16 protein-coding genes, 2 pseudogenes and 1 other annotated feature are annotated in these 21,446 nt (G+C 45.1%); of the genes and pseudogenes, 6 read left to right on the top strand and 12 right to left on the bottom strand.

Features of this window, described 5'->3' with window-relative positions:
- Nucleotides 1-3: 3 nt before the first annotated feature.
- From BLR88_RS05705 to trpB, 7 genes are all read right to left on the bottom strand, one after another.
- Entirely contained in the window at nt 4-2,244 is a 2,241-nt protein-coding gene (locus tag BLR88_RS05705; protein ID WP_057899543.1) for a septation ring formation regulator EzrA, read from the bottom strand.
- A 103-nt stretch (nt 2,245-2,347) separates the two neighbouring features.
- Nucleotides 2,348-2,974 carry a forespore capture DNA-binding protein RefZ gene (refZ, locus tag BLR88_RS05700; RefSeq protein WP_057899544.1) on the bottom strand — a complete coding sequence of 209 codons (627 nt, stop codon included), beginning with the start codon at nt 2,972-2,974 and terminating at the stop codon, nt 2,348-2,350.
- Nucleotides 2,975-3,006: 32 nt separating this feature from the next.
- Nucleotides 3,007-3,669 carry a TVP38/TMEM64 family protein gene (locus BLR88_RS05695; protein ID WP_057899545.1) on the bottom strand — a complete coding sequence of 221 codons (663 nt, stop codon included), beginning with the start codon at nt 3,667-3,669 and terminating at the stop codon, nt 3,007-3,009.
- A 122-nt stretch (nt 3,670-3,791) separates the two neighbouring features.
- Nucleotides 3,792-4,784 carry an MBL fold metallo-hydrolase gene (locus tag BLR88_RS05690; RefSeq protein ID WP_057899546.1) on the bottom strand — a complete coding sequence of 331 codons (993 nt, stop codon included), beginning with the start codon at nt 4,782-4,784 and terminating at the stop codon, nt 3,792-3,794.
- An 86-nt stretch (nt 4,785-4,870) separates the two neighbouring features.
- On the bottom strand, nt 4,871-7,180 hold the full coding sequence (locus BLR88_RS05685) for a sensor domain-containing diguanylate cyclase (RefSeq protein WP_057899547.1): 2,310 nt from the start codon (nt 7,178-7,180) through the stop codon (nt 4,871-4,873).
- A gap of 31 nt (nt 7,181-7,211) precedes the next feature.
- The gene (locus BLR88_RS05680; protein ID WP_257721610.1) at nt 7,212-7,799 is read right to left on the bottom strand and encodes a histidine phosphatase family protein; all 588 of its coding nucleotides are present in this window, start codon (nt 7,797-7,799) and stop codon (nt 7,212-7,214) included.
- Between the two features lie 236 nt (nt 7,800-8,035).
- Nucleotides 8,036-9,232, bottom strand: a complete 1,197-nt coding sequence (gene trpB / locus BLR88_RS05675; RefSeq protein WP_057899549.1) for a tryptophan synthase subunit beta — start codon at nt 9,230-9,232, stop codon at nt 8,036-8,038.
- A gap of 169 nt (nt 9,233-9,401) precedes the next feature.
- Here trpB and BLR88_RS19410 point away from each other — a divergent pair, with 169 nt between their 5' ends.
- Nucleotides 9,402-9,569, top strand: a complete 168-nt coding sequence (locus BLR88_RS19410; RefSeq protein ID WP_156424081.1) for a hypothetical protein — start codon at nt 9,402-9,404, stop codon at nt 9,567-9,569.
- A 239-nt stretch (nt 9,570-9,808) separates the two neighbouring features.
- Nucleotides 9,809-10,405 carry a 30S ribosomal protein S4 gene (gene rpsD / locus BLR88_RS05665; protein WP_057899551.1) on the top strand — a complete coding sequence of 199 codons (597 nt, stop codon included), beginning with the start codon at nt 9,809-9,811 and terminating at the stop codon, nt 10,403-10,405.
- A 48-nt stretch (nt 10,406-10,453) separates the two neighbouring features.
- Here the strand turns inward: rpsD and tyrS are convergent, their stop codons facing one another.
- Complete coding sequence (tyrS, locus tag BLR88_RS05660; protein ID WP_091260151.1) at nt 10,454-11,713, bottom strand: tyrosine--tRNA ligase; 1,260 nt, start codon at nt 11,711-11,713, stop codon at nt 10,454-10,456.
- A gap of 53 nt (nt 11,714-11,766) precedes the next feature.
- Nucleotides 11,767-12,000 (bottom strand) — a binding site (T-box leader).
- 118 nt (nt 12,001-12,118) lie between these two features.
- On the opposite strand from tyrS, the gene BLR88_RS05655 reads away from it, so the two are divergent.
- Nucleotides 12,119-14,530, top strand: a complete 2,412-nt coding sequence (locus tag BLR88_RS05655) for a transglycosylase domain-containing protein (RefSeq protein ID WP_057899553.1) — start codon at nt 12,119-12,121, stop codon at nt 14,528-14,530.
- 19 nt (nt 14,531-14,549) lie between these two features.
- Here BLR88_RS05655 and acsA read toward each other — a convergent pair whose 3' ends face one another.
- Complete coding sequence (acsA, locus tag BLR88_RS05650) at nt 14,550-16,265, bottom strand: acetate--CoA ligase (RefSeq protein ID WP_057900392.1); 1,716 nt, start codon at nt 16,263-16,265, stop codon at nt 14,550-14,552.
- Nucleotides 16,266-16,551: 286 nt separating this feature from the next.
- Between acsA and BLR88_RS05645 the strand changes: the two genes are divergently transcribed.
- The 3 genes and pseudogenes from BLR88_RS05645 (at nt 16,552) to BLR88_RS05640 (ending at nt 18,768) form a co-directional block, all read left to right on the top strand.
- Nucleotides 16,552-17,184 (top strand): hypothetical protein, encoded by a 633-nt coding sequence (locus tag BLR88_RS05645; RefSeq protein WP_057899554.1) that lies wholly within the window; start codon nt 16,552-16,554, stop codon nt 17,182-17,184.
- 81 nt (nt 17,185-17,265) lie between these two features.
- Nucleotides 17,266-17,418: pseudogene (locus tag BLR88_RS20060) on the top strand (CBS domain-containing protein); the annotation flags it as partial.
- A 192-nt stretch (nt 17,419-17,610) separates the two neighbouring features.
- Entirely contained in the window at nt 17,611-18,768 is a 1,158-nt protein-coding gene (locus BLR88_RS05640; protein ID WP_057899556.1) for an acetoin utilization protein AcuC, read from the top strand.
- Between the two features lie 44 nt (nt 18,769-18,812).
- Here BLR88_RS05640 and BLR88_RS05635 read toward each other — a convergent pair.
- The 3 genes and pseudogenes from BLR88_RS05635 to BLR88_RS05625 form a co-directional block, all read right to left on the bottom strand.
- A pseudogene (locus tag BLR88_RS05635) lies at nt 18,813-19,493 on the bottom strand (5'-methylthioadenosine/adenosylhomocysteine nucleosidase); the annotation flags it as partial.
- A gap of 12 nt (nt 19,494-19,505) precedes the next feature.
- Nucleotides 19,506-20,540: a catabolite control protein A gene (gene ccpA / locus BLR88_RS05630; protein WP_091260148.1), complete on the bottom strand. Its 1,035-nt coding sequence runs from the start codon at nt 20,538-20,540 to the stop codon at nt 19,506-19,508.
- A gap of 176 nt (nt 20,541-20,716) precedes the next feature.
- Nucleotides 20,717-21,352, bottom strand: coding sequence for a hypothetical protein (locus BLR88_RS05625; protein ID WP_139184920.1), 636 nt, complete (start codon nt 21,350-21,352; stop codon nt 20,717-20,719).
- Between the last annotated feature and the right edge of the window lie 94 nt (nt 21,353-21,446).

The following is a 21,446-nucleotide window of genomic DNA, read 5'->3' as shown; positions in this document are numbered from 1 at the left end:
TTTTTATTCTACATCCAGTCCATACCGTTCTTGTGCAAGGCGAAACGCTTGATCGGCCAGTTCGTGCGCTTCTCCGTACTCCGCTTCACGGAACACGTCCTCTGCTGTCTGCAAAAGTCTGGCAATTTCCTTATCATAGCGCCGGAAACGGTTCGTTCGTTGAATTTTGTCTTCTGCTAACCGGATATCACGAATCATCTCTGCCGCTTGTTCCAACAGTTCGGAAACGTGTTCTTTTGCTTCTTTCAGCACATGATCAACTTTTTGCATTTTCAGCGGAACTTCTCCAAGTGCTTCTTCTACCGTATCAATAGCCTGACGGCAAATCTGAATATTGCTGGTAACGCTATACGGCACTTTCGACAGATGCAATCGTTTCAACTGCTGCTCCACCCGTGTAACGCTGGCACGCATATCCTGCAATTCTTCGTGCGCCTCTACTTCCCCCTGACGAAACACTTTTAATTCTTTCATCACAAGCTCACGCCGCTCCATCATCTGATTTACGCGTTCGGCCACCTGAGTTAGCGTCTCACCATGTCGTTCATAATTGTCTTTTTCTGTGCTTGCGCTAATCTGCTCCAGCGCATTTTCGATATCTGCAATAACAGCAGGAATTTGCTGATAATAATGAAATGCTTCACCATCTTCTACCAAATACCGTTGTGAAAGATCGTGCAATTCACCTGCTAAATATTCTTCATCCTGCTTTAGCACTTTAAGATAGTACGGAAGCTCGACTACATACTGCCGATACTGGTGGCGGTTTGTCACGATCTCTTCCATCGTCTGATAGACCGATTCAATATCTTCACGTATTTTTATAATTAATTCCTCGGCTTCCGTTATTTTCCCTTCTTCGAATAAAATCGGCAGCTTTTCATACTTTCCACGAATTTTTACAATGCGCGCATTAAAGAATTCTTCCCCGCTTGTATAACCACCTGCCACCATTTCTTTTGCATCCTCATCCAGCTGTCGAATTTCCTGATCCAGATCTTTGACGATTGTCTGACGAATAAGCGGAACTTTTTGCATCACATCCATCAACGCTCGCTGACTCTCTGCCGCTTGTTGCAAACAAGCTCTTGCATCTTCGAAATCCCCTTTTTCTTCCGCCTGCTTCACCGCCTGCATTTCACGATCAAACTGATTCATTTCCTCTTTTAAAACATGAAAAGAGACGCTATATTGAATGCGCAGCTCGTCCAGCCGGCGTTCGTTTTTCTGCTGAAGCTGCTTTGTTTCCTCCTTTAAAGCAACGATATCTTGTAATGTTTCCTGAAGTTTACCCAGCCGGATATGTAAATTGCGATATTCTTCTTCAATGCGGAACAGTTTATCTTTTGCTTCCTGAATAATTTCCTGGCCTCTTTTAAAACGGAATTTCATAAGATTTTCTTCAGCATCCACCAGGATGAGTTCTACATCGGCAATGGCATCTTTTTTTAAGTCATCAAGCGAGGTCAAAATCGCCAGATACTTCTCTTTAATTCTTCCCGGTTCTTTTTTCCATGAACTATCAATTTCAAATGAATTAAGCTGATCAGCGACTTTCCCTCGCCATTCGTCCACTTCATCGACTTCTTTCAAAATTCGTCCACGTTTCGTGTAAGCCATGGCAGCTCCTACGGAAGCGACTGCCAATAAAATCAATCCGCCAAGCAACCAGACAGGCCAAGACGTAACGTCCTTAGTAGCCGCAGACGCTGAAATTCCCGCCATTTTAACCTGTTCTCCGCTTCCCTGTTTCTGCGCGAACGCTTTTAATTCTTCATCAACCGCTTCTACGAACGATATAACGCCGGTCATTAGCGTGCCTTGCTTCGCATACGGTTCAAAATAATGCTCCATCTTATGCTGTAACACTTCCTGGTTAATCCCATTTTCCTTGAAATATTTCCCACTTAAAATAACCATGTTTCTCTCACTGGCTGACAAAACCATGACCATAGTTTTATCTTCGATCGTAAAAGTTTCAAGCAGTTTCTGTGCGTACTGCTGAAGCGTCAGTGGTTTGGCATCGGCGATGACGACCAGCTTGTACGTCTGCTTCATGCCAGACGTCAGATTAATGAATTTTTTTTCTTCTTCGCTTTTCATTACATTGTTTATATCTATTACCGGCTTATCAAGCGAGGCTGGCATTGGGGCGGCCTGTGCATAACAAGGGCCTGCCAGAATCGCAACTGACGCGACAAGCGCTATAAAAAAACGAAACATTCGTTGTATTGCATATGACATTGTGCCGTACTCCTTTTGGAAAAGTCAACCTATCTTATTATAATAATAATTAGGTATAAAACGAGAAAGTTCCTGCTTGAAAGCAAGCTTTTTATGAAAAAACCTAGCGAAATGTGTTGAGCGGTGTCATCATATGGTGTAAAAAGTCATATGTATAATGCACCATCTGTTCCACGAATTGTTCATCCAATGGCTCCAAATAAAATACTTCACGAATAATTTGCGGGTATGTATAAGGAAAACTTGTAATCGCCATCAGTTGAATGACCACGCCTTCTACCTGTAACGGCGGAAATTCCCCTTCCTCAACTCCCTCTTCAATCACCGCAGCAAAATAATGTTTAAGCTTGGCCAGGTAAGTGCTCATAATCTCCCGCCCGAGCATTGATTCTACGGATAATTCCCGATGAATCAATCGTGTTACCTGATAAAATTCACTTTGGAAACGGACGAGGCTTTCTAACATGTGGCGCAGCAAATCATAAAGAGATTCCCATTCCGTGTCATGGCGGCAACCGTCCAGCTTTCGAAATAAAGCCTCATAATACTCTACCATAACATATTCGAGCAATCCTTTTTTATTTTTAAAATAATAGGCAATAAGCGCAACGTTCACCCCTGCCTTACAAGCGATCTGCCGTACTGTCGTACCGTCGAATCCCTGTGAATCAAACAGTTCGACAGCAGCTTCAACAATCTTTTGTTTGGTAAGCTTCGGTGAACGTTTCACAGCCTGTCCCTCCCAAAAACCTTGCCTTTCTCTTATGAAAGCAAGGTTAATTTTTTCTTCCTCTTCACATAGCTGATCCCTAGCATAAATAAGCAAAGACCAAACGCAATAAAAAGAAGCTTGCCTTTGTGCTGTTCCCAATGAACCAAATAATGTCCAACAACCGATTCAAACAGAACAGCCGGGCCTTTGCCTAGCGTTGTCGCCAGTAAAAATGTGCGAAAACACACTTTTGAAATGCCAGCTGCCGTATTTACCGCACTGGAAGGCAATACGGGGACCCACCGCGCAAACAAAATAACAATAAACCCTTTTGTTTCTGCATACTTGTTTAAATTTTTTGCAAACGAATGATGGCCCCATTTTCTGTCCGCCCACTCCCTCCCAACATAGCGGGCCAAAAGAAAATTGGCCAGCGCGGCCAACACCGCACCAACCCAACTGATTGCAAATCCGGGCCAGAGACCAAAGGCAACCACATTCGCACCCGCCAGCAATACGAAAGGAACAATCGGAAAAAACGTTTGCAAGACAATGGCGATAATTGATATAAAAAACGCAACCCAACCATACGATTGAATATACGCGGCAATTTGCTCCAAGTTTCCGGTACGAATCAAATGACCGAATTCAGTCTGCATAACCAAATAGATCGTGACAATCAGGAAAAAGGCAGAAAGTAGTAAACGCTTCAATTCACCGTCTCCCTTATCATTTCGTATTTTTTATTATATCACCAAAAAAGCAAAAAACTCTCCTTCCTCAAGAGAGTTTACAAATCATTTGTATGATGGTAAGTCGGTATATCAAATTATATTTATCTAGCCCATTCTTTCGTTCGATAAAGATACACATTTTTCTCTTCTGACCATACTCGCTCTACTTTTCCCTGTTCAATTAACAAATCGAGGTGTCCAAGCGTTTCCGAAAACGTAAGTGGTAACTCTTTAATATAAATGCTAGGAAATAATAATGCTGACAACTCAAAAACATGTTTGGCACCATCCGCAAGTAAACCATAAATTTTTTCCGCTCTCTCTTCCTGTCTACGCAAGCGATAAACGATAAGTTCAGACGGCTTTTCAATTTCTTCGCCGTGTGCCGGGAGCATGCGCCGCACTGGCATCATCTTTACTTCCTGCATTGCTCGCCTGTATACAACCAGCGGCTTTTCCCTTTCTTCACCAGCTCGCGCCGGAGGCTCTACGAAAGCATTGGATGAGATCTCTTTAATTAAAAAATCGCCTGACAGCATCAAACCGTCTGCCTCTCGGTATAAAGCCAAATGGGTTTGTGTATGTCCCGGCGTAAAAATAATACGCCACTCCCCGCAACTTCCCAACAGCTCGCCGCCTCGCACAATTCGATGAACCGGTGCGGGATCGCTATACATGTTCAACATTTTCTGAAACCGCTCTACATGCCCCAGCAATTGTTCCGGAACGCCATTTTCTTCATATAGTTCGCGAAAAAATGCATCGTGATGCCGCATAAATGTTTCTTCCCCTTCAATATACGGCACTGCATTCGGATGGGCGATCACCTGCGCATCCGTACGTTCTGCTACTTCCGCTACCAAACCAGAATGGTCTACATGTTGATGTGTAAGAAAGATCTGGTCAATATTCCGCCATGTAAGCCCATTCTCTTTTAAGAAGACTCGTAGCGCCTCACGCGCTTCCCTCGTTTTTGGCCCGACATCAACAAGCGTGCAACTTTCCCCTTTTATTAAAAATATATTGACCGCTCCAACGCTAAACGGAGTCGGGATCTCAAGCCGAAAAACCTGCGTATTCACTGCTTTTTGCATGTCTCTTCCTCCTACTGATTGAATGTTCATTCATAAAATGAGGGAAGAAAGAAACTTCCCTGCCAGAAGCTCTTTCCGTGCATGTTTCATACTTTTCCTGCCAAACAAACCTGGTTACGCCCGCTATGCTTCGCGCGATATAAAGCCTCATCCGCTTGCTGGAACAATCGTTCGACGCTCGGAATGCCGTTTTCTTTCAACCAGGTAGCCACCCCGCAGGAAATCGTAACAGCCGGTCTCGTGCTGCTCATTGTATTCATGCGTAACCGCTCCGCTACTTGGTGGGCAATATCTTCCTGTACCGCTGGCAAGTATACAGCCATCTCTTCTCCGCCCCAACGAGCGGCAACATCAGATGTGCGAATTGAAGCAACAAGCACTTCTGCCACTTGGATCAAAATTTCATCGCCAATCTGATGACCATACGTATCATTAATATTCTTAAAGTAATCCACATCAATTAAAATAAGTGAGCCACAGATGTCACGCTGCTGGGAATGACGGATACAGTCATATAAATACTTTCGATTATACAGGCCCGTCAAATTATCCGTTATCACCATTCGCTCGACTTCGGCATGCAGGGAAGCATTCGTCACCGCGACTTTCACATGACGGGCCAACATCTCCAGGCGCTTAAAATCATCGAATGTGTAACGATTTGGCTGAGAATCTATCAGAAAAATGGCTCCTTCTACTTGACCTTTACCCATAAGCGGCACAGCCATTAACGACCGACAAGAAAAAGACGGGAGAAGTGAATCTATTTCTTTCGTATCCGCAATTAAAATCGACTCCTTTTTGACAAACAAATCATGAAGTTTGCCTGCTTCCGGAATCCGCAAAACAAGCGGAACGTTTTCCTGTCCAGTGGACGCACACGCGACATATGCTTTTTCTTCTTCTGACCAAGAAAAAATGCAGCAATGTTCCGTACGAAACGTCTCCGTCAGCTTACGCGTGATAAATGTAAGTAAATCGTTAAGCTTAATATTCTTATTGAGTTGCCGCGTCATTTCATCAATGAGCAACAATTCTTTGATTAAATGGCAGGATTGTTGATAAAGCTGAGCATTTTCGAATGCATTACCTGCCGTATCTGCCAGCATCGTAATATACTCTATCTCTCGCGCTGGAAGAGATATCGGCTTGTCGCTGTAAAGTTCCAACACACCATAAACCCCTTGTTTGCCCCTGAGCGGAGCGGCTAACGTCACACTGCGCTTCCCCCAGGATTTCACGATGATCGTTCGTGCTTCCATAAACGCTCGGGCACTTACATTGCTTTTGCTTTCTCCGGTCGAAAAAGAAAATGGCTTGACGGGCAGCTTCGTGGAAAATGAATCATGGGACAGCCATAAATCAACCTGCATTTCCGGATACAGTTTTTTTGTATTTTCTATCACGGCATGCAACACATCATTCACATTGATAGATGAATGGAGTTTTTTTGTAATTTCAAACATCATGCTCCGTTTTTGTTCGTCGCGTTGAACACGCATATAAAGGGCAGAGTTGTGAACGGAAGGGCCAAGGGCTTTCGTGAAACGAAAGATAAATTTTTGCTCCTCGTCTGTAAATGGAAAGTTCTTATCACGCAATACGACTAAAAATCCGATAATTTTGTCATTATAGTCAAAAGGAGAAATTAACCAATCCGCCTCAGACAGCTCTTCTAACTCCAATAGTCCTTGTATATCAATATCTTCCCTACGCAAAACATTACGCTCCACGGAGAACTGCGAAACGATCTGCTCATATATTTTTCTAAGATTGCGCATCTTCATGGTCTCCCGACACAGCCAATTCTGCTCACTCGAAGACCAATGCGGCACCATTCCATCCTGTTCTTCATCAAATACGACTGCAATGCATTCGACTTGGTACAAGCTTTCGGCAAACCGCCGGACAATCGTCTGCATAGCACTATTCAGGCCCATATTCTGGCTTACGGCTTTAATACATGAAGAAATGGTCTTGCTGATGTATTGCTCCTGTATGAGGCGGAAAACAGCCGTCATTCCCTGCAAAAACGAAAACGCACACCTTTCTTCTATACACGCAGGCAGCACAACTCCTATATAGCCAGGAAACCAAACATCCTGGAGCACCGGAACACACACCGTCCGGCTATCTTCCTCCACATTGTTCTGAATATACATTTTTTCTGGATGCAACGGATAAAACGGCTTCACATCAAACTCCGGCTGACCTGCTTTTTCACAAGCAACTACATAGCCATGACGGTCTGCTACAAACACCCATCCCCTATCTGCCAAAAAGAAAGGGGAGAATATAAACTGGAAACTATCTCGAAAAATATGCGCAAGTCGTTCCCTGTAAAAATAAGAAGACTCAATCTCTCCACAATTTTGATCCACCGTGTGCTTCTTCACAGTCCCGCCTTCTCCCTTCTCTCCCACTCTCTTACTGGTCGGCTAGATGCGTTCCGTCATTCACTGTATGCACTGTCCAGTTGCCTTTTTCGTATCGAACGTAACTAATTCCTGTATTTACCAACTTTGTTTTTCCGGTTCCATGCACTCCCCCGCTTATATGATGCAACAGCGCATTAATCAAGCCCCCGTGGCTAACCACCAAAATATGCTCTGCTTCGCTCTCCCGCAAAATTTCCTGCAAACAACACATTCCCCGCTGCTGCATCGCGGAAAACGTCTCAACATTATACTTGCTTTCTGTATCCATCCACGGGTTAAAGTCGGGAAACTGCGATTGGATCATGCGGTAATCTTTTCCTTCCCAGTCCCCGTAATTCCGCTCGCGAAGTTCCACATGGCGGCAAACAAATAAACCAAGCATATCGGCCACCGCCTGCGCCGTATCATAAGCCCGCTGCAAGTCGCTGGAGCAAATCTGGGAAATAGGCGATTGTTTTAAGCGCGCCGCTAATCGTCGCACCTGCTCTTTGCCTCGCCTGTTCAGTGGAATATCGCTATGTCCCTGAATTAAACGTTTGGCATTCCATTCGGTTTCCCCGTGACGAACAAGATAAATGTGCTTTACAGTGGTAATAGAAAATTCAGTCCCTTCTTAATATTACTTATCATATAATAATTATACGAAATATCAAATAAGGTTTCACTCATTATTTCTATACATTTCCAGATGATAGCATATGTTTTACGTAAAATACCAAGAAAGTTTAAGCGGCTCACCGCTTCAAAACTTTTGAACCTTTTGATCTATTATATAATGAAAGAAGGCCCGGGGGTTCGGGCCTCTTTTCATCATTATTGTCCTTTATTATGCATCATGTTGAAAACTTGTTGCACATCCTTGTCTCCACGGCCGGAAAGGTTAACGATAATCGTTTGGTTCGGCGATAATGTTGGGGCAAGTTTCATTGCATATGCCACCGCGTGAGAACTTTCAATCGCGGGAATAATGCCTTCTGTTCGCGACAAAGCGTGAAACGCCTCAAGCGCCTCAGCATCGTCGATCGTTACATACTTCGCACGACCAATCGCTTTATAATAGCTATGTTCAGGTCCGACGCCTGGATAGTCGAGACCAGCAGCAATCGAATGTGTAGCGGCAGGCTCACCATTTTCATCTTTTATCATGTAACACTTGAAACCGTGAATGATCCCTGGCTCCCCAGCTACAAGCGGCGCGGCATGCTGCCCCGGTGCAAGCCCTTTTCCGCCTGGTTCAACGCCGACAATGCGTACTTCTTTGTCATCAAAGAACGGAGCGAACAAACCAATGGCGTTGCTTCCGCCACCCACACACGCGATAATATAGTCCGGCAGCTTTCCTTCTTTTTCAAGATGTTGCGCACGTGCTTCTCTGCCAATAACGGATTGGAAATGGCGTACAATAGTGGGGTATGGGTGCGGTCCGACAGCCGACCCGAGCAAATAAAACGTACTTTCGTAATTCTCCGCATAGTCCTTGAGCGCAGCGTCTACCGCTTCCTTCAGCGTGCGGGCGCCGTCTTTTACCGCTACTACTTTCGCCCCCAAAAGTTCCATACGAAATACGTTCAATGCCTGACGGCGAGTATCTTCTTCCCCCATATAAATGACGCATTCCATTCCAAACATCGCGCATGCAGTCGCTGTCGCCACTCCATGCTGACCTGCCCCTGTTTCCGCGATCACACGCTTTGCGCCCATGCGCTTGGCAAGCAGAACTTGGCCCATCACATTATTGATTTTATGCGCTCCCGTATGGTTTAAGTCTTCACGTTTTAAATAAATTTTCGCGCCTCCAAGCTTCTCAGTTAAGCGCTGCGCATAATAAAGCGGGTTCGGGCGCCCAACATATTCCTTCAAATAATGTTCCAGTTCTGCATTAAAGTCAGGCTCATCCTTATACCGTTCAAACTCCTGCTCCAAATGATCGAGCGCAGCCTGCAACGGCTCTGGTACAAAGCTCCCCCCAAACTCCCCGAAGTATCCCTTTTTTGTTTCCACTTTACTCATCTTTTCTAACTCCTCTCAACGATTCTCTTCTATTACTTTCTACAGCAAACTTATCTTGGTTGATATTGTACTATATTTATGTTCCCTTTTCATCTTTTTCTTTGTGATTTACATAATTTTTCTGTATTTTCTCAATCTATTTTTTCTTAGTAAAAAAGATTACATACGATTGAATACGGAGAAATTTGTTGCAAACCGGATAGACATCACTTTTACAGCGATGTTCGGCGCATCGTTTTCTGCCATTTTCCTCAATGAAACGCTTCATTTCGTAGTATTTTTGACTCTGCTGTTCGTTGCGACCGGAATTATTATTGTCAACCGGGAAAAATATTGACTTTCTATTATAAGGGAATATAATATTATTTATGTGCTTCATCCTAGGGTAGCAATGATTTTAGGTAAAAACGTCTGGTCAATTCATTAGCTTCCTCCCTTAAGGGCAGCGGCTGTTTTATCCCTTAATGGAGCATGCGGCGGAAACGCTACCGTCCGAAGAGCATGCAGTAAAGTTAGGAACTAGCCAGGCGGAAGTAAACACCTATTAAATCTAAATGTAAAGGAGAACGGAATTTTATGGCACGTTATACTGGACCACGCCACAAATTGGCTCGTCGTCTGGGCATTTCCCTAGACGGAACTGGCAAAGACATCAAACGTAATTTTCCACCGGGACAACATGGACATTCCCGTCGTAAAATGAGCGAATACGCGATTCAGCTTACTGAAAAGCAAAAGCTTCGTCATATGTACGGCTTGATGGAAAAGCAATTCCGCAAAACATTTAACGAAGCAACAAAAATGCCTGGGGTTGTCGGTGAAAACTTCATGAAGCTGCTTGAGTCTCGTCTCGACAACTTGGTATATCGTCTTGGTTTCGCACCAACTCGTCCGGCTGCACGTCAGTTGACAACTCACGGCCACATTACAGTAAACGGCAAGAAAGTAAACATTCCTTCTTACCGTGTGAAACCTGGCGATGTAATTGGCCTGCGCGAAAAGAGCCGCAACTTAAGCATAGTAAAAGAATCGCTGGAAGCTCGTGCATACCTGCCAAACTATCTGAGCTATGATGAAACAAAAATGGAAGGTACGTACACTCGCCTGCCAGACCGTGAAGAACTGCCGGCTGAAATCAACGAAAAGTTGATCGTCGAGTTCTACTCTCGTTAATCTTAAATTCAAGCAAAACTCCCGTCGTCTCCGACGGGAGTTTTATTATTATTTAATCACTACTTTCACGAATTTGCGTTTCCCGACCTGAACGATCATACCGTCTTCCACGGCGATATGCTCATCCACGGAAGTCACTTTTTCTTCGTTGATTTTTACGGCACCTTGTTGCACCATGCGGCGCGCTTCGCCATTTGACGGCACGAGTTCCAGCACAGACAAAAGCTTGATAACCCACATCTTGCCGTCTTCCAATTCGCTTACGGCTACTTCTTTTTCCGGAATATCCGCAGGTAGCGCGCGCTGCTGGAACACGGTTTTGAAATGTTCTTCCGCTTGTTTTGCCGCTTCTTCACCCCAATACATTCTTACAAACGTATACGCAAGGCGCATTTTAGCGTCGCGCGGATGCACGGAACCGTCAGCTAACCCTCTCTTGAGCCTCTCCAATTCTTCCATAGAAATATCGGTCGCTAGTTCGTAATATTTTACCATCAGTTCGTCTGGAATTGACATGGCTTTGCCGTAAATTTCTTTCGGTGGCTCGCTAATACCGATATAGTTGCCCAAGCTTTTGCTCATCTTCTGTACGCCATCCAATCCTTCGATGATCGGCATCATCAGCGCGCATTGCTGTTCCTGTCCGAATTCCTTCTGCAACTGACGGCCCATCAACAAGTTAAACTTCTGATCCGTCCCTCCCAGTTCCACATCGCTTTCCAATACTACCGAATCATATCCTTGCATCAACGGATAGAAAAACTCATGGACGCTAATCGGTTGATTATTTGAATAACGTTTTTCAAAATCATCCCGTTCAAGCATTCGAGCTACTGTTATTTTCGCAGCTAAGTTTACTACATCTGCAAAATTCATAGGCGCTAGCCACTTGCTATTATAATTGACCTCAATCTTGCCTGTATCGAGGATTTTCGCAAACTGTTCTACATATGTCGCTGCATTCTTTTTGACTTCCTCTTCTGTAAGTTGCTTTCTCGCCTCGGATTTCCCGGTCGGGTCACCGATTCGTCCTGTGAAATCGCCAATAACCAATTGCACTCTATGTCCTAACTCCTGGAATTGACGCAACTTGTGAAGCACCACAGTATGGCCAATATGAATATCCGGTGCGGATGGATCTAGCCCAAGCTTTATTTTTAGCGGCTTTCCAGTTACGACAGAACGCTCCACCTTTTTTCTCATTTCTTCTTCCGGTATAATTTCTGCCACACCACGGCGGATAATGCTCATCTGACGCTCTACTTCACGCGCCTGCTCTTCGGTCAAAGCAATGCTTTCTTCAATCATGTCTGCTTCCTCCAATTCCTAATTTCTTAAAACAAAATAAAAAACTCGTCCCAAAAAGGGACGAGTTTGCTCGCGGTACCACCCTTACTTAAGGGCAAAAAAGCCCTTCACTCATACGGATAACGGCCTATTCCAAACGAATATACCGTCCGCCCACACATCTATACGGAGCGGAATTCACTCCAACGCTGTATTTCGTTGCCTGGCCGGGCCGGTTCTCACCTTCCACCGACTCTCTGCTGCTTCCGGTTCCAAAGCCACTACTGATACGCCTTCATCGTGAATAAAATGATATTATGCCTTTGTTATTACCATAATAACTAAAAGTAATAAGAGAATGCAACATTTAACCTCAGGAATCGTCTTTATGATATAATGTCTCTGTTACAGGTAAGGGGGAATTGTATGGAAAAACAAAACGGTTCCGCAAGTACGCCGGATAGGCCAAGGCGCAAAAAAAGCATTTGGCATACTCTTCTCATTATTTTTCAAGTTTCTGCCATTCTATTCTTTATGGGCGTGCTTTTCGCATGCGGTACCGCCGCTGGTTATGTCGCTTCGCTTGTCAAAGACGACCCGGTTCGCAGTTATAATGAAATTTACCAAAAAATCTCTACCAATAACTTAACCGGATTCGCATATTTCAAAGACAAAACAATGATCGGCCAATTGATCACAGCAGAAGACCGTCGGCTTGTATCGCATAAAGAGGTCTCACCTCATTTAATTGATGCTATCATCTCAACGGAAGACAAATATTTCTTTGAGCACAACGGGATCGTTCCTTCCGCCATCGCCCGGGCCGGAATCCAGCAGATTACCGGAGCATCGGTGCAGACAGGAGGAAGCACCCTAACCCAGCAACTTGTAAAACAAACGATCCTTTCGCCCGAACAAACAATGGAGCGAAAATTTAAAGAAATCTTCCTTGCATTGCGAATAGAGCGCATGTTCAGTAAGGAACAAATTCTCGACGCGTACATTAATAAAATGTACTTCGGAAAAAACGCCAATGGTTCGAATGTATATGGCGTTCAAGCGGCAGCTAAAGGGATTTTTGGCGTGAATGCCAAAGATTTGAATATCGCCCAATCGGCTTATCTGGCTGGAATGTTGCAGGCACCTTCTTCTTATATTCCATTTAAAAAGAGGGGTCTTCAACTGGGAAAAGAGCGCCAAAAAATCGTGCTGAACCGCATGCTGGAAAACGGCAAGATCACGAAACAGCAATACGATGAAGCATTGGCTTATGATATTGAAGCGCACTTGGCTAAACCAACACCTAAAGCGTTTGAGAAATATCCATTCCTTATGATGGAAATCGAAAAACGCGCAGCGGAAATCCTGTTACAACAAGATTTTGAGAAAAAGCCGGAACTAAAAAATCAACCGTATGAAAAACTTCTGGAAGAAAAACGAATGGCGGTTCGTCAGGGTGGCTACCACATTTATACCACCATTGATAAACGCATTTATGAAAAAATGCAGGAAATCGCCACTGATTCTGATAACTTTGGCCCGGAACGTCCACCAATCGGTGGCAAGCGAATGCCGGAACAGGTAGGAGCTATCCTAATCCATAATAAAACAGGGGCTATTCTCGGCATGATCGAAGGACGTGACTTCGAAATTGAGAAAACAAACCATGCAACCGTGCCCCGTCAGCCGGGTTCGGCAATCAAACCTGTCGGCGTGTATGCCCCTGCTATTGAGGAAGGCATTATTTCACCTGATTCAATCGTTGTCGATGAGGAGACTGTGTTCCCTGGTGGATATACCCCGAAAAATGACTCCAATAACTTTAAAGGGCCGATGACCATACGCCATGCTCTGAAATTTTCACGTAACGTACCGGCCGTTAAAGTGTATTTCGAAACCGGGGTTAAAAAATCGCTTTCTTACGTAAAGAAAATGGGCATAAACTCAATTGTGGACAGCGACTACTACCTGCCTACTGCACTCGGTGGATTTACGCATGGGATTTCTGTGGAAGAGCTAACAAATGCGTATGCTACCTTCCCAAATGAAGGGAACTTCATCGATGCTTATTTAATTGAGCGCATCGAAAACAGCGAGCATGAAGTGATATACCAACACAAACCAAAACCGGTACGCGTGTTCTCACCACAGACCGCCTGGATGATTACGGATATGTTGCGCGATGTTATCGACAGTGGTACCGGAACAAGGGTACGTCCCTACAAAATGGGACGCGATGTCGCAGGAAAAACAGGAACATCGCAGGATTATCGAGATAAATGGTTTGTGGGCTACACCCCCGACATTTCTCTTGGGGTATGGATTGGCTATGATAAAAAATACAAACTATATAAGAGCTCATTTTATAACGCTCAATACGTCTGGGGAAAAATTTTCAGCTCCGCTCTGAAAATCGACCCGAATCTTTCGCCTGCCGGCAATTATATGAAGCGTCCGCCAGGAACGTCCATGGCAGCCATTTATAACGCCGATTTGGCAACTTCAAAAAATCCTGCTTCCTATGGAAAGACGGAAGAAGAGAAAAAGAACGACAGCGAACAGAAGCCAAACACTGAAGGCGAAACAGTGGATAAAAACAAAGCGAAAGAAGAGAAGCCAGAAGACGAAACAAAATCCGAGCAGCCCGGTGATAATGCCGATAAGCCAAAAGAAGACAACAAGCAGTCGGATGAACAAAAAACTCCTTCCGACAAAAAGACGAGTAATGATGACGGCGAAAAAACATCTTCGAAGAAGCAATCCAAGCCGTCTGAAGACAAACCGAAGGAAGAGAAAAAAACAGATAGTAAAAAAGAAGGAAAAAAAGGAGAGGATTAATTCCCCTCCTTTTTTATGTTTAATCTTCCATTGTAGACAGGTCTCCGGTCGGCAACCCAAGTTCCCACGCTTTAAGGACGCGGCGCATGATTTTACCGGAACGCGTTTTTGGCAATTTATCTTTTACTTCAATTTCGCGCGGCGCTGCGTGCGCAGCCAGCCCCACTTTGACAAACTGGCGGATTTCCTCCAGCAGTTCATCGGTCGCTTCATATCCGTCACGCAGTGAGATGAACGCTTTGATAATCTCCCCGCGTACCGGGTCTGGCTTACCGATAACCCCCGCTTCTGCTACCGCCGGGTGCTCAACCAGCTTGCTTTCGACTTCAAATGGGCCCACACGCTCACCCGCCGTCATAATCACATCATCCACACGGCCTTGGAACCAGAAATATCCGTCTTCATCCATGTATGCTGAATCACCGGATACGTACCAACCCTTCAAGCGGAAATATTCCTCATACTTGGCCGGGTTGTTCCAAATTTTGCGCATCATTGACGGCCAACCGACTTTAATCGCCAGGTTGCCCATGCGGTTCGGCGGCAATTCATTGCCTTCATCGTCCACAATTGCCGCGACAATACCTGGAAATGGTTTACCCATGGAACCTGGTTTAATTGGCATGCTCGGATAATTACAGATTAGCTGGGCGCCCGTCTCTGTCATCCACCATGTGTCATGGATACGCTTATTGAATACTCTCGTGCCCCAATATACGACTTCCGGGTTCAGCGGCTCCCCTACGCTCAAAATATGACGTAAGCTGGACAGATTATACTGCTTCACCACTTCGTCACCCGCTCCCATCAGCATGCGAAATGCGGTCGGAGCGCTATACCAAACGGTAACTTTGTATTTCTCAATGGTGGAATACCAATCATGCGGACTGAAGCGGCCGCCACGAATAACGTTAGTTGCCCCATTGAGCCATGGGCCAAAAATACCATACGATGTCCCGGTTACCCAACCCGGGTCAGCCGTACACCAGTAAATGTCGTCATCCTTCAGATCCAGCACCCATTTGGCTGTCTGATAGTGCTGAATCATGGCATTATGAACATGAAGCACACCTTTCGGTTTTCCGGTAGAACCGGACGTATAGTGCAAGATAAGACCGTCTTCACGATCTACCCATTCGATTTGGAAATCTTCCGAAGCCTGCTCCATTTCCTTCTCATAGCTTACCTGTCCCTCTTCTAGTTCTCCTTCTGCACCAACCAGAATCACATGCTTCAACGCCGGAAGCTCTTTTACCGGAACGCGTGGCAACAGTGCGGGCGTCGTGACGATCGCAACCGCTTCACTGTCTTCCAGACGGTCGCGCACCGCGCCTTCCATGAAAGCTTCGAATAACGGACCAACGATGGCGCCGACTTTAATCGTACCTAGGACGCTTACATATAGTTCCGGTGTACGGGGCATAAAAATAAACACGCGCTCCCCTTTCCGAACTCCCAATTTGCGAAGTACATTTCCAAATTTATCAGATAAAGTTTTCAGTTCTGCAAATGTATATTTCTCATCGCGTGTTGCATCGCTATAATAAAGCGCTACCTTGTTTTCGCGGAGGGTGCCTATATGACGATCAATTGCTTCGTGTGCCATGTTTACTTTGCCCGTTTCATACCATGTAAATTGCTTTTCTACATCTTCCCAGCTGAAATTGTTATAAGCCTCTTCATACGCAGGCATATTATAACCGCTCCCAACCACGGGAAGTATCTTGCTGTGCATCGTTTCTTTCATATTGCAGCTCCTCTCCCACTAATTTTTACTTGATCCCAACCTAAATTCATATACTCTATTTTTTCCTTTGAAAACCCTTTCGTTATTTCGATTATACCAAATAATCTGTTATTTTATCAATTATTATCATTCACAGGTTTTTCAAATTTATGCATTGTCAGGATGATAGGTAATATTAGATAATTTCTAATTATAAAGAAAAAATGATAGATTGAATCAAACGGTGAAACATAACAAAACGATTTTATATCTGAATAGTAAGGTGTGAACGAATATGGAGCACAAAAAAACGTATTATCGAGAAGAAATAGAAAAATCAGCAGGCAGGCTTCTAATCGAAGGACCCGTTTCGCCTGAACGTGTCGCAATGCTTAAAATGGATGAAGGGTTGACAGCATTTCGCAAGCCGCGCGATCAGCAAAAAGCGCTGGAAGAAATCGCGGGTCTTCCCGAAGGACGCATTATTCTAGCAGTTCATAATGATACTATCGTCGGCTATGTCACTTTCCTCTACCCCGATCCAATGGAACGATGGGCACAGGCTGGAATGGAAGACCTGCTAGAACTAGGAGCCATTGAAGTGACCAAGTGTTTTCGTCATCAACATGTGGGGGAAGACATGCTGATGCTCGCCTTCCGTGATGATGCGATGGAAAATTACATTGTTTTTACGACCGAGTATTACTGGCACTGGGATTTAAAAGGCACAGGACTCGATGTATGGGAATACAGAAAAATTATGGAAAAAGTAATGGCTTCCGTCGGTCTTGAGTGGTTCGCCACCGACGATCCGGAGATTTGTGCCCATCCCGCGAACTGCTTAATGGCAAGAATCGGAAAGAACATTCCCATGGAATCGGTGCAAGCCTTTGATCGCATCCGCTTTCAAAATCGTTTTATGTATTAAACCGATACTAAGAAACAAGGTTCTTCGGCATCCGGCTGCATATATATCACGAATATTTCTATAGTCAGGGAGGAATATCCGATGCTCGTAGAAGATATTATGAGAAGAAGTTTAATAACCATCGAGCCGGAAGATTCAATTCGACTCGCACTTCTAAAAATTCATCAGCACCGGATTCGCCACTTGCCGGTTGTTTCAGAAGGCAAGCTGGTTGGAATTATCTCCGACCGCGATGTGCGGGATGCATGTCCTTCCATTATCAGCACACCGCATAATGAGGACGAAAAAATTTTAGACACGCCTGTCTCTTCCATGCAAGAAAAATCTTGTGTTCCGCGTACAAACAATCGATCCACGCAACATCGTTTCCAAAATCGAGAAGGCCGGCTATCGTATGATTTGGCCCAGAGAATCAGAGGGATTACTATGAAAATAAAGTCAGCTTTTATTTACAGCGACGAATATTTACATTATTTTTTTAATGAAGAGCATCCGTTTAACCAAAAGCGTCTCGTATTGACGCTGGATTTGCTGCAAATGATGAATTTGCTTTCCGAAAACGATATTGTGCCGCCGCGGATGGCGACTGATGACGAACTGGCGCTTATACACGATCGGCAATATATCGAAGCAGTGAAAGAATGCGGCCATTCGAAGCAGGAAATCCCCATTGCCGCAAGCTTCGGATTAGGAACAGAGGACTGTCCTATCTTTCCTAATATGCATGAAGCATCGGCATTGGCGGTCGGCGGAACCCTTCGCGCCGTTGAATTGGTCATGTCCGGCGAATACCGCCACGCTGTCAACCTGGCTGGGGGGCTTCACCACGGCTTTCGTGGACGAGCTTCCGGATTCTGCATTTATAACGATTGCTCGGTTGCGATTGCGTATTTGCGCCAAAAATATGACGCCCGCGTGCTTTATATTGATACGGACGCACATCACGGCGACGGCGTACAATGGGCATTTTACGATGATCCGAACGTGCTGACCCTTTCCTTTCATGAAACAGGGAAATATCTTTTCCCTGGTACCGGAAATATTACTGAACGCGGGGATGGGCAAGGGTACGGCTTTTCGGTCAACGTCCCGCTGGATGCGTTTACAGAAGATGACTCATGGCTGGAAGCATACGATACCGTGCTTCCGACCGTAGCTCGCGGATTTAAACCGGATGTTATCGTGACGCAAAATGGATGTGATTCCCATATGTTCGATCCGCTGACACATCTGTCAACATCAATGCGGATTTATCAGGAGATTCCCAAGCTGGCAAGGGAACTTGCAGAAGAATTATGCGATGGCAGATTAATCGCAACCGGAGGGGGAGGATATGACATCTGGCGCGTGGTGCCGCGCGCCTGGACTTTATTGTGGGCTGAATTATCTGGTCAGCGAATCGTTAATAATGTGCCCATCCCACAGGCGTGGATTGCTAAATATCAAGAAGAAAGCCCGGTACAACTCGCGCCTACAATTCTTGATCCTGAAGGGCTGTTTCCGCCAATTCCGCGCCGGGCCGAGATTACCGCCAAGAACAAAAATACAATCGAAAAAGCACTTTTATATTGCCCGCGTGGATAAAAAAGCGGAAGGGTTGTCCTTCCGCTTTCGCTTTATAAATGCTCCAGCATATTTTTTACAATTTCATAAGAGCGCTTGGACGCTAACTTTGTAAATTCCGGGAAATTCACATGCGCCGAACCATCTGCCTTATCAGACATGGAACGAATCACAACAAATGGCACTCCGTTCATTGCACACACTTGGGCCACAGCTGCCCCTTCCATTTCCGTGCAGACACCGTTCATTGTCTCGTACAATTCCCGTACCGTCTCACGACTTGCAATAAACTGGTCCCCCGATAAAATGCGTCCAATAATCGTTCTACCTTCCGTTACCTTTTTGCTCGCTTTTACCGCAGCTTCCACCAGTTTCCCGTCCGCCTCGAATACCGATACATCAGCGAAAGGAATCTGACCGCGCGCAAAACCAAGCGCCGTTACATCCATATCATGGTGCTGGCAATCCGATGACACGACGATGTCTCCGATTTCTAACTCTGGGTGCAATGCGCCCGCCACACCGGTAAAAATAACCGCCTCTGCTTCGTACGTATCAATTAAAATCTGTGTGCATACGCTTGCGTTTACTTTGCCGACCCCACATTTACAGAGAACGACTTCTTTGCCTTCCCATTTCCCTTCATAATATGCAATGCCGGCTTTATGCGTCTCACGCGTAAGTTCCATGCCTTCTTTATATAGCTCAATTTCTTCGTCCATTGCTCCAATGATTCCGATTTTCATCTCCGCTTCTCCTTACTCCAATTCATCTTGCTGTTCTTCTGTCATACGTCCTTTGGTAGACTGACGCTCTTCAATCCGATGCGGCAAAATCACGATATGATGGTCAACTTTTTCATTATTCATATACTTAGTCAATAAACGCATCGCTACCGCGCCAATATCATACATCGGCTGTACTACTGTCGTCAGACGCGGCCGCACCATTTCTGCCAGGCGAATGTTATCAAAACCGATAACATCTATATCATCCGGAACGCGCAGGCCGCGGTCCTGCAAGCCATGGATAACCCCGACCGCCATTTCGTCGCTAACTGCAAAAATCGCCGTCGGCTGTTCCACCAAAGACAAAAATTGTTCAACAGCGGCCAGACCGGATTCGTAACGGAAATTGCCATTGTATACATAGCTATCCTTCAAGGGCAAACCGGCTTCTGTCAGCGCTTGCTTATATCCTTCAAATCGGCGCATACCCGCGAGCGGATCAATCAGCGGTCCAGTCACCATCGCAATCCGCCTGTGCCCTTTGTCAATCAAATACTTGGTTGCATCGTAACCGGCGTCGTAATGGCTAATATCAACCGATGGAAGCTTTCCGGTTGGATCTTTTGTTCCGGCGAGAACAATCGGCACAGAAGCGGTTGTAAAGACCTGCATATGGCTTTCCGTAATTTCACGGCCCATGAAAACAATGCCATCCACCTGTTTTTCCAGCAGCGTATTCGTTAAATGCACTTCTCGCTCAACACGCTCATCCGAATTACACAAAATAATGTTATACTTGTACATGCTGGCAATATCGTCAATACCGCGCGCAAGCTCCGCAAAAAACGGACTGGAAATATCAGGAATGATAACACCAACCGTTGTCGTCCGCTTGCTGGCAAGACCGCGTGCCACCGCGTTTGGACGATAGCCCAATTGCTCAATCGCCGCAAGTACTTTCTTTCTCGTCGATGGTTTTACATTCGGGTTTCCGTTCACAACACGAGAAACCGTCGCCATCGATACACCTGCTTCTCTTGCTACATCATAAATTGTAACCGGCAATCGTAACTCCTCCTATATTCTTTATGCATAATTATTGTATATCAGTTTTCACCCATTTTCATAATTTTTCATTTATCATATTATAAATCACTCTTGCATGCAATCGTATTCATGTAAACCTCATGAAAAGGAAAAAGACAAATCCATACTCTCACATGAGATTTGTCCATAAGCGCTTATGTTCCTCTCTTGTTTCCAATATAAGGCCCGATTCCGCCGTCGCTAATAGCCTTGTGAGCGACAATCCAGCGACTATTATCGTTGCTTTTCATTAATGTGTACTGGATGCGGTGCCGCTCACCTGTCATAAGCGTTCCTATACATTCCACAACCGCTGTGTTTTTATAATAAGAAGTTACGCGGATTTCCGGCATTTTCATGGAAAGCAGGCTAACATGGCGAAATGCAGGATGCACGGCCAACGCTTTGTTAGGAATCGAATAATTCAAATCAATTGTTTCATGCGTGAGCTGCGTTGCCAGTTGCTCGCTCCAGCTTTGTCTATAATAATTATATAATTGTTTTTTGCTTGTGAAATCGCTATACACACGAACTGGCTGCCCCTTTACATACGCAACTTTTGTATGCTCCGTAGCACGCCACACTTTTTCTTCCGCCTCGCGAATGGCATTGATCAGCTCCTGCCGCTCTGCTTTTCTTAGCTTTGGAAGCTGATGATCAAATGACATCGGTCCTTCAATCGGTGTCTTCCCATGCTCGCTCTGGATTTTTTGCCCGCCGCATCCTGTAGCAAGCGATGCAGTTACAAGAATCGTCATAAGGACAAGTGCTCGTGTATACTGTCGCGGCATATGCGTCACCCTGTTTCTCCTTAGAAATATGATACTTGTAGGGTGCACCTCTCTTATTCTTTTTATGTATATAAGAAAAACCGCTGAAATCATC

It is taken from the genome of Aneurinibacillus thermoaerophilus, from assembly GCF_900099925.1.
GTDB lineage: Bacteria > Bacillota > Bacilli > Aneurinibacillales > Aneurinibacillaceae > Aneurinibacillus > Aneurinibacillus thermoaerophilus.
The sequence above is the reverse complement of the archived record's forward strand: the minus strand, read 5'-3'. Positions and strand labels throughout refer to the sequence as shown.